Genomic DNA, 7,923 nt, shown 5'->3' with positions numbered 1-7,923 from the left:
AAAGGGGAAAGCTTGGCCATCTGCTCGTCGCTCAGCCAGTAGAGGTCGTCCATGTCACCGCTCCGTTTTTCGGGCCGTGAATCACGCCGAACAGCAACAATCAATGCATCCTGACCCTAGCAACCTGTGCTGAACCAGTGTTGGAGTCTTTTGGCCCAGAGCTATTGCTCGAACGATCCGTCTCACGCGTTTCCGACCGAAGCGCACGATTGACTGACGGGGGTCGCCGTGTTCGAGCGCGCTCTCGCCGCATCGCCGAACCGACGCTCATTAAGCGCCGTGCGGATGGCATCCAGGGCTTCGCGCAGCTGATCCGATGCTTGCGCCACGCCGGCCGCGTCGCCGAAGATCATGTCGTCGATCGCGCGAAGTTCTTCGGCGCGCACATCCATTATCGCCCCGATCTCCTTCATGCTTGAGACCCACCCGCCTCGGTGCCCGTGTCCTCCCGGTCCAGCCGATCCAGCAGGCGCAGCCCCTCCTCGGGATCGCCCCTAGCGGCGCGGGTCCGGAACCGCGTTTCCAGATCGAACTCAGTCAGCGCGCGTGTCGCTAGCTCCTCGATCACCTTGTTGATGCTCACGCCACGCGTACGGGCGAGCTGACGCAGCCGCTCGTGCTGGGCGTCGGGCAGTCTGATAGTCATGACGCTCATGATCGTGTCTCCCATGCGTTCAAAAAATCTCCGGCCGTGCCGGTCGTCACATTGTTGAAGCGCAGCTCGCCGCGCCACAGGTCGCGCAGGTTGGTCGTGACGATCCAGTCCGCGCCTCCGGCAACCGCCAGTTCGACCAAGTGGTCGTCGCCGGGATCGGGCAGGTTCGGCCGCCAGAGGTAATAGACCGGCGTCCAGGTGCTGACCGACATCAGCGCGTCGAACAAAACATCACGCTCTGCCGCATCGAGTGCGCAGCGCGCGAACAGATCGCTGCGCCCGAGGACGTCTTCGTATTCCGCGAACAGCGCCGCACCGATGAGCGGCGTCACCTTCCGTTCGAGGCAAAGGCGCAGGATGCGTCGCGACGCCCCGCCCCCGGACAGAAGGGCGGCAACGACGATGTTAGTGTCCAGAACGACTCGCATTAGTTTAGATAGCATATGTGCTATCTTTAAGCCACCGGGTTCCCTGCGCGCCGCAGGGTGCGTCAGCCCCACATTCTGGCTGCGATGTCTTGCTCTTCGCGACCCACGGCGTCCGCGTAGATCGCCGTGGTGCTCAGCTGAGCGTGTCCCATCCACTTCTGGACCATGTGCAAAGGGATGCCGTTCACCGTGGCATTGATCCCGAAGCCGTGCCGTAACCCTTTGGGGCTGCGATGGGGCGCGTCCGGGATACCAGCCTCGATCATGATGCGCTTTACGATCTGCCAGAGCCGCACGCGGCCGATGGGCCAGATCGGTGCATTGGCCTTCTTGCGCGACTTCGCGGCCTCGCGGAGCCCATGCGCGGTGTTCAGAGTATCGAGATACTCCGGCGGCACCGGCACCGCGCGATAGACGATCCGTGGACTGCCCTTGGCATCCTTGCGCTTTTTCAGGCTGCGCAACGTGACCGTGCCGCCCGACAGATCGACGCGCGCGGGGGTGATCTCCAGAAGTTCGGACGCACGGCAGCCGGTGTAGTGCAGCGTCTCGCACAGGGTGCGGTCGCGGGCCGACTGACGCCGGGCGGCTGCAAGAAAAGCGGCACGCTCCTCGGCGTTGAGATAAAGCCGGTTTCCGGCAGCGTCGTAGAGGCGCATTTCGCTCATGTGAACAGCATGCCCGAAAACTGTTAAGCGCGGAAGCGGGAAAGCCCCCTGCCCCATGCGTGAGCCGTCCGGCGGCAACCCGGATACTTAACACTATGGCCAATAGTGTTAAGGCCGCACGTTCGATAAACCAAATGAGGCGGGCCTCGGCCCGCCTCAACGTCGTGGATATTTCACCTTATCGCGGGAAAGACCACGAGGCTTCTTCTGCTAGAAGATGTACCAATCCTCCTCTACTCTCCCCGAAAGGTCAAGGGGTTAAGGAGGTTGTGACATGCCCGTCCGGTTTGCATTCGATCTGGGAACGACATCCATCGGTTGGGCGGTCTACGACCTCGACCCGGCCCTTTGGAAGACCGTTCACAAGGCCAGGCTGACCGGCCTGCGCAAGTTGGGCGTGCGCCTCTTCGATGACGGGCGCGACCCACAAACCGGCGATTCCCATGCCGCCAACCGCCGCCTACCCCGCGCCATGCGTCGACAGCAAGATCGTCGCCTTGCCCGGCGCGACCGGCTGGAACGTGATCTTATGGAAACTGGTCTTCTCCCGCCGCCCGGCCTGGAGCGTGACCGCCTGTTCACCTGCGCCCATCCATACCAGACCTGCGCCGAGGCCGATGACGCCGACTGTCGCAACCCCTACCGCCTGCGCGCCCTCGCGGCGACGGGGAAAATTTCCCTGCACGATCTGGGCCGGGCGCTCTGGCATATCTCCAAGCACCGGGGCTTCGCCAGCAATCGCAAGACCGACCCGGATGAGGACGATACCGGCCTCATCAAATCTGCCGCGCGCGCCTTGGCTGAAACGCTTACCGAAACCGGCCACGCCACCTATGGCACCTATCTCTGGTCCCGCCTGAAAGCCGGCGAGGGTGTGCGCGTCCGTCCGCAGGGCGAGGGCGCGGAGAAACATTACGACTTCTACCCGACCCGCCAGATGCTCGATAACGAATTCGACGCGATCTGGACGGAACAGGCCAAACACCATTCCGAGCTGACCGATGCCGTGCGCGACCGACTGCGCGAAACGATCTTCTTCCAGCGCCCCCTGCGCCCCGTCGATCCCGGCCGCTGCACTTTCTTTCCCCAAAAGCCCCGCTTGCCACGCTGGCATCCCTCCGCCCAGGCCTTCCTGATCCTGCAACAGCTCGGCCACTTGCGGATCATCCGCGAAACCCACGAGGAACGTCTCGACCCCGACAAACATCGCGTCCTGTTCGACGCGCTGAACGGCGGGCAGAAGATGACCTGGACGCAGGTCCGCAAGACACTTGGCCTGACATCGCAGGACGACCTCAATCTCCATTCCGGAGGTCTCAAGCATCTCCATTTCAACCAGGTCGCCGCCGCCCTGCTCGGCACGAAGAAGCCTGGCCCCCTCGCCGAGCAATGGCCCGGCTATGATACCGCGACCCGAGAACAGATCCTCGCCAAGCTGGCCGACACCGAAAACCCCGACGCGCTCAGGGACTGGCTGACCGGCACGCTTGCCCTCGACGCCCATACCGCCGCTGCCGTCGAAAAGGTCAGGCTGCCCGACGGCCACCTACGTTTCTGCCGCGAGGCGACCGAGGCGATGGTCGCCGAAATGCGTTCCGGCGACGTTCTCACGTACAACGAAGCCGTCAACCGCGCCCCACTCCTCTCCGGCATCGATTTCACCGACAGTCGCCCGGAAAAAGGCGTCTGCACCTTACCCTACTACAACGAGCTGGATCACATGCAGCGGCTTCTGGGCAACGGCACCGGCAACCCTGAGCACCCCCACGACATGCGCCTCGGCAGGATCACCAACCCGACCGTGCATATCGCGCTCAACCAGTTTCGCCGGGTCATCAACGGGCTCATTGCCGAGTATGGCAAACCCGCCCAGGTGGTGCTGGAAGCCACCCGCGATCTGGGCAGATCGCCACGCGAAAAGGCCGAGATCGAGAAGACAATCAAGGCCAACGAAAAGCGCAACGACCGCTATCGCGCGGATTTGGAGGAGGCGGGTTATCTGAAGCCCGGCCAACGCGTCGGTGACCTGTTCCTCAAGATGCGCCTGTGGGAGGAACTCGGCCGCAACGAGGCGGACCGGTGCAGTCCCTTCACTGGGCGCCCGATCGGTCTGCACGACCTGCATTCCGACGCCGTCGAGATCGAGCACATCCTGCCCTTCGGCGAAACCCTTGACAATTCGCCCGCCAACAAGACCCTCGCCTTCCGGGACGAGAACCGCCGTAAGGGCAAGCTGTCACCCGGCGAAGCCGCCGAGCTTGGCATCTTCGATCAGGAGGCCATGATCGAGCGGACAAAACACCTGCCCCGCAACAAGGCCTGGCGCTTCCTGCCCGACGCGATGGAGGTTTTCGAGGAACAGAAAAGCTTCGAGGATCGCCAGCTCCACGCCACCGGCTATCTCGCAAAGGTCGTACGGGGTTACGCCGAAACCCTCTTCGACAAGACCGATGTGGACGGAACGGAACGCCGCCATATCTGGATGCTCCCGGGCCGCATGACCGCCCTGCTGCGCCACCGCTGGGGCCTGAACCTGAGCGATCACAACCGCAAAAATCGCGATGATCACCGCCACCACGCCATCGACGCTGCGGTGATCGGTGTGATCGACCGAGCCATAATAACACAACTTCAGAAGGCCGCCAAACAGCACGGCGCCGACGCCCTGTCCCGCGTCCTGCCCGCCCCGCCCGAGCCGTTCGAGGGCTTCCGCGATGCGGTAATGACCGCCATCCGCGATGTCCGCGCCAGCCATCGCGCACGGCATGTGACCGCCGATGCCACCGATCCCTCGCAGACCAGTGGCAGACTTCATGAGGCCACTGCCTACGGCCCCGTCAGGGACGTTCCTGAGAACCAGGCCGACTTAACGATCGGCAATGTCGTTGTCCGCAAGCCGGTCACCGCCCTGACCGCCAAGGAGATCGGCCTGGTCCGCGATGTGGCCATCCGGCATGACCTGCAGGAGGCGACCGCGCCCGCCCGCGCCCCGGATCTGCCCAAGACCGAGGCCGATAAGGTCCGCGCCAAGCTGCTTGCCGAGTGGTCCGCCCGCACCGGTCACCGCCGTCTCCGCCTGCTCAAGGCGGAAGCCTCCGTTCGCGCCGTGCATGACAGCAACGGCACAGCCTACAAGTATCACGCGCCCGGCGAGAACGCCTGCCTCGACATCATCGACGTCGACGGCACCTGGAGATGCCATGCCTTGACTCTCTGGGATGCTAATTCCGGCCAGAACACCCACTGGCGCGACCTCTATCCCGACGCCAGCTTCATCATGCGGCTCCACAAAGAGGACACGCTGCAACTTTTCGATTGGGACGATGAAGAGGGAACTGTGATTCCCGGCAGCAATGCGATCAAACGTGTCGTTCGTCTCTCGCCGAGCAACAACGTGGTCTATCTTGCAGGACTGAACGAGGCCGGGAAACTACAACAGCGACATGGCAATGAAGAGGATGACTTTACTTGGGATTTTGCTAATATTTCCAAGCTCAAGTTCCGCCGCGCCCGGCGCGTGCGGATCGACGAGTTGGGGAAGGTGCACACCATACCGCATGGCAAGGTGTGACGTTTGCAGGTGACCTGTCGGGCCCGAGTGGGAGGGTTCGATGGTTGGACGGATACTGGAACTGGCGCGGGACAACCTCGCCATTCACAAGTCACGCGGCTTTTTGTCAGTGCGCCACGATGGCGCGGAAATCGGCAAGGCGGAGCTTGACGACATCGACGCCGTGCTGGTCACGGGCCAGGGCGTGACCTGGTCCAACACCGCGCTTGCCCACCTCGCAGCGCAGAACGTGCCCGTCACCATCTTGGGGCCAAACTTCGCCCCCGTTGCCGTCGTCATGCCTCTGAACGGCCATTGCGAACAGGGCTACCGCATGGCCGATCAGGCCGCCGCCCCCAAACCGCTCCGCAAGCAGGTCTGGGCGCGGCTCGTCCGCCACAAGATCGCCGCCCAGGCCGCCGTGCTCGATCGCCTCGACCTGCCCTCGCAACGGCTGCACCGGCTGACCGCCGCCGTCCGCTCCGGCGACCCCGACAACCGCGAGGCGCAGGCCGCGCAGGCCTACTGGCCGCCCCTGCTCGGCAAGGGCTTTCGCCGCGATACCCGGGCGGAGGGCGCCAATGCTCTTCTCAATTATGGATATGCCGTCCTGCGCGCCGCGACCGCCCGCGCCATCGTTTCCGCTGGCCTGCACCCCTCGCTCTCGGTCCATCACCGCAGCGGCGGCGATGCGCTCGCCTTGGCCGATGACCTGATGGAACCCTTTCGCCCCACCATCGACTTGACCGTCCATGCCCTGCTTCAGTCCGGCGTCACCTCCGTCGAAGACGGCCGCGCCGACCTCGTCGAAACTCTCTCCGCGCCCTTTTCAACCAATCAGGGGCGCTCGCCACTCTCCCAGGTGCTGTTCCGGCTGGCCCAGAGCGTCGCCGCAAGTTTCACCGCCCGAAAGGCCGATCTCGCCTTCCCGCGACAGCCGATCCCCGAAGACGACCCCGCCGATGCCTAACCTTCCTGCCCTCTCGAAGTACAAGATCATGTGGATTTGGACACTGTTCGACCTCCCCGTCCTGACGAAGACGGAGCGCCGCCGCGCCACGAGATTCCGGAATGACTTGCTCGATCTCGGTTTCGGAATGGTGCAGTTTTCGGTATATCTGCGCCATGCCTACTCCAAGGAAAAAGCTGATGTTATCGCCGCCAAGGTCAGCGAGTTGGTCCCCCCGGCCGGTCACGTCCAGATATTGTTCTTCACGGATAGGCAATATCAGCTCACACAGAGTTTCCACGGTCGCGCCCGTAGCGGCCCCGAGCGTAAAAAACCCGATCAACTCACCTTATTTTGACGAATCTTGGTCTGTTTTTTCGACACGCGCGACAAGAAAATGCCCTGCGAACCAAGAGGTTACGCAGGGCGGGTTCTAGCAGAAGAAGCCTCGCGGCCAAACCCGGACGCCTTGACGCGGTAATGAGCGGCACGGTCGGTTCTAGCAGAAGAAGCCTCGCGGCCAAACCCGGACAGCCCGCATTCGCCGATTGGGCGCCGAGAGGTTCTAGCAGAAGAAGCCTCGCGGCCAAACCCGGACTGCCCGCGTCGGTGCCGCATTTCGCGACCGTTCTAGCAGAAGAAGCCTCGCGGCCAAACCCGGACGACCGGGAACGACGAAATCTCGTCGAGAAAGGTTCTAGCAGAAGAAGCCTCGCGGCCAAACCCGGACGATATCCGCCGCCGCCAAGCGGCCTCGGGAGTTCTAGCAGAAGAAGCCTCGCGGCCAAACCCGGACACAAGGAGCCATACCATGGCAAACAATGAGTTCTAGCAGAAGAAGCCTCGCGGCCAAACCCGGACGGTTCAGGGCTTTGGCGGCCGCATTGCGAAGTTCTAGCAGAAGAAGCCTCGCGGCCAAACCCGGACTCGCAGCGCATGTGCTGGACCGGCCGTGAGGTTCTAGCAGAAGAAGCCTCGCGGCCAAACCCGGACAAACGTCTTGCTGTTGATATCTGTCAGCAGTTCTAGCAGAAGAAGCCTCGCGGCCAAACCCGGACGATCCATTCCGACACCACGTCTCCGACGATGTTCTAGCAGAAGAAGCCTCGCGGCCAAACCCGGACTAGGCCCAACGCGGCCTGCGACGCATGATCGTTCTAGCAGAAGAAGCCTCGCGGCCAAACCCGGACGGCCTCGCCCAGCCGCTTTTGCATGGCCACGTTCTAGCAGAAGAAGCCTCGCGGCCAAACCCGGACGCACCGCGGCCTTGGTCACGTCGTCGGTGTGTTCTAGCAGAAGAAGCCTCGCGGCCAAACCCGGACGCTCGAGACTTGGCAACGTTCGACAGACTGGTTCTAGCAGAAGAAGCCTCGCGGCCAAACCCGGACTGCCCACGATGCGACCCACCGCCAGAAATGTTCTAGCAGAAGAAGCCTCGCGGCCAAACCCGGACAGCGCGAACAGGCGCAGGCCAAGGCGGCGGGTTCTAGCAGAAGAAGCCTCGCGGCCAAACCCGGACTAGTGGTTCCAGATGGCGATCTTGACGATAGTTCTAGGCTCAGGACCCATTGATTTTAGCAGAAGTGCATGATTCACCGCGCGAAAACAGAGCGGTGATATGTCTGATCTCTTCTGGCTGAGCGATGCGCAGATGGCGCGTCTGGAGCCCTACT

The 7,923-nt window shown here is 63.0% G+C and carries 7 protein-coding genes and 1 CRISPR repeat array; of the genes, 3 read left to right on the top strand and 4 right to left on the bottom strand.

Annotated elements, in window-relative coordinates; genetic code table 11:
* Positions 1-182: 182 nt before the first annotated feature.
* From E2L08_RS16465 to E2L08_RS16450, 4 genes are all read right to left on the bottom strand, one after another.
* Positions 183-413 (bottom strand): hypothetical protein, encoded by a 231-nt coding sequence (locus E2L08_RS16465; protein WP_168771190.1) that lies wholly within the window; start codon positions 411-413, stop codon positions 183-185.
* Entirely contained in the window at positions 410-655 is a 246-nt protein-coding gene (locus E2L08_RS16460; protein WP_133398179.1) for a ribbon-helix-helix domain-containing protein, read from the bottom strand. The genes E2L08_RS16465 and E2L08_RS16460 overlap by 4 nt, the downstream gene beginning before the upstream one ends.
* A complete protein-coding gene (locus E2L08_RS16455; protein ID WP_133398178.1) occupies positions 652-1,083 on the bottom strand; it encodes a putative toxin-antitoxin system toxin component, PIN family in 432 nt (143 codons plus the stop codon). The genes E2L08_RS16460 and E2L08_RS16455 overlap by 4 nt, the downstream gene beginning before the upstream one ends.
* 62 nt (positions 1,084-1,145) lie before the next feature.
* The gene (locus E2L08_RS16450; protein ID WP_133398177.1) at positions 1,146-1,751 is read right to left on the bottom strand and encodes a tyrosine-type recombinase/integrase; all 606 of its coding nucleotides are present in this window, start codon (positions 1,749-1,751) and stop codon (positions 1,146-1,148) included.
* 274 nt (positions 1,752-2,025) lie between these two features.
* On the opposite strand from E2L08_RS16450, the gene cas9 reads away from it, so the two are divergent.
* The 3 genes from cas9 to cas2 are packed head-to-tail and all read left to right on the top strand — an operon-like array spanning position 2,026 to position 6,608.
* On the top strand, positions 2,026-5,322 hold the full coding sequence (gene cas9 / locus E2L08_RS16445) for a type II CRISPR RNA-guided endonuclease Cas9 (protein WP_133398176.1): 3,297 nt from the start codon (positions 2,026-2,028) through the stop codon (positions 5,320-5,322).
* A 40-nt stretch (positions 5,323-5,362) separates the two neighbouring features.
* Positions 5,363-6,271: a type II CRISPR-associated endonuclease Cas1 gene (cas1, locus tag E2L08_RS16440; RefSeq protein WP_133398175.1), complete on the top strand. Its 909-nt coding sequence runs from the start codon at positions 5,363-5,365 to the stop codon at positions 6,269-6,271.
* Positions 6,272-6,299: 28 nt separating this feature from the next.
* Entirely contained in the window at positions 6,300-6,608 is a 309-nt protein-coding gene (gene cas2, locus E2L08_RS16435; protein WP_206077034.1) for a CRISPR-associated endonuclease Cas2, read from the top strand.
* Between the two features lie 72 nt (positions 6,609-6,680).
* Positions 6,681-7,769: a CRISPR direct-repeat array (repeat unit 36 nt; unit sequence GTTCTAGCAGAAGAAGCCTCGCGGCCAAACCCGGAC).
* Positions 7,770-7,923: the final 154 nt, after the last annotated feature.

The organism is Palleronia sediminis (assembly GCF_004358695.1).
In the GTDB taxonomy this organism is placed as follows: Bacteria; Pseudomonadota; Alphaproteobacteria; order Rhodobacterales; family Rhodobacteraceae; genus Palleronia; species Palleronia sediminis.
Note: the sequence above shows the minus strand (reverse complement) of the source record. Positions and strands in the feature narration are given on the sequence as shown.

Bases quoted from the DNA above. Each gene is read 5' to 3' on its own strand.
- E2L08_RS16455 (WP_133398178.1), bottom strand. From the start codon at position 1,083: ATGCGAGTCGTTCTGGACACTAACATCGTCGTTGCCGCCCTTCTGTCC.
- cas9 (WP_133398176.1), top strand. From the start codon at position 2,026: ATGCCCGTCCGGTTTGCATTCGATCTGGGAACGACATCCATCGGTTGG.
- E2L08_RS16460 (WP_133398179.1), bottom strand. From the start codon at position 655: ATGAGCGTCATGACTATCAGACTGCCCGACGCCCAGCACGAGCGGCTG.
- E2L08_RS16450 (WP_133398177.1), bottom strand. From the start codon at position 1,751: ATGAGCGAAATGCGCCTCTACGACGCTGCCGGAAACCGGCTTTATCTC.
- cas1 (WP_133398175.1), top strand. From the start codon at position 5,363: ATGGTTGGACGGATACTGGAACTGGCGCGGGACAACCTCGCCATTCAC.
- E2L08_RS16465 (WP_168771190.1), bottom strand. From the start codon at position 413: ATGAAGGAGATCGGGGCGATAATGGATGTGCGCGCCGAAGAACTTCGC.
- cas2 (WP_206077034.1), top strand. From the start codon at position 6,300: ATGTGGATTTGGACACTGTTCGACCTCCCCGTCCTGACGAAGACGGAG.